Source organism: Acinetobacter sp. P37 (genome assembly GCF_057480965.1).
Genome location: NZ_JBLIYY010000054.1, coordinates 1 through 445, shown reverse-complemented (window position 1 = coordinate 445; position 445 = coordinate 1). Strand labels below are relative to the sequence as shown.

The 445-nt window shown below is 39.3% G+C and carries 1 rRNA gene; it reads right to left on the bottom strand.

The features are described 5' to 3' along the window. Positions 1-158: ribosomal RNA gene (locus tag AC25JC_RS17350) — 23S ribosomal RNA — on the bottom strand; the annotation flags it as partial. Between the last annotated feature and the right edge of the window lie 287 nt (positions 159-445).

Genomic DNA, 445 nt, shown 5'->3' with positions numbered 1-445 from the left:
AGTTTATGATACCCGCCTTATAGCGGGTGGGTTTCCCCATTCAGAAATCTCCGGATCACAGGATATTTGCCGCCTCCCCGGAGCTTATCGCAGGCTATTACGTCTTTCATCGCCTCTGACTGCCAAGGCATCCACCACATGCACTTAATTACTTGACTATACAACCCCAAACAGTCGTTTGATCCTACAAGTAGATCAACCAACATTACAGTTTAGAGCTTCGTGAACTTAATCACTGTACAGCTTCAATTAGATTCATATACCAAAACGCTTGATTCAGTTAATTTCGCTAGTAACTCATTTCATTCAACTTTCACAATTGCTTGTTAGGTTAAATCAAACGAGTATGAACAAATTATTTCAACTCAAATATATTCTGTTAATGATTTTTCCAGCCTTCGTCAGGTCAGGAAACTGTGATAAATCACAGAGCTTAATAACAATG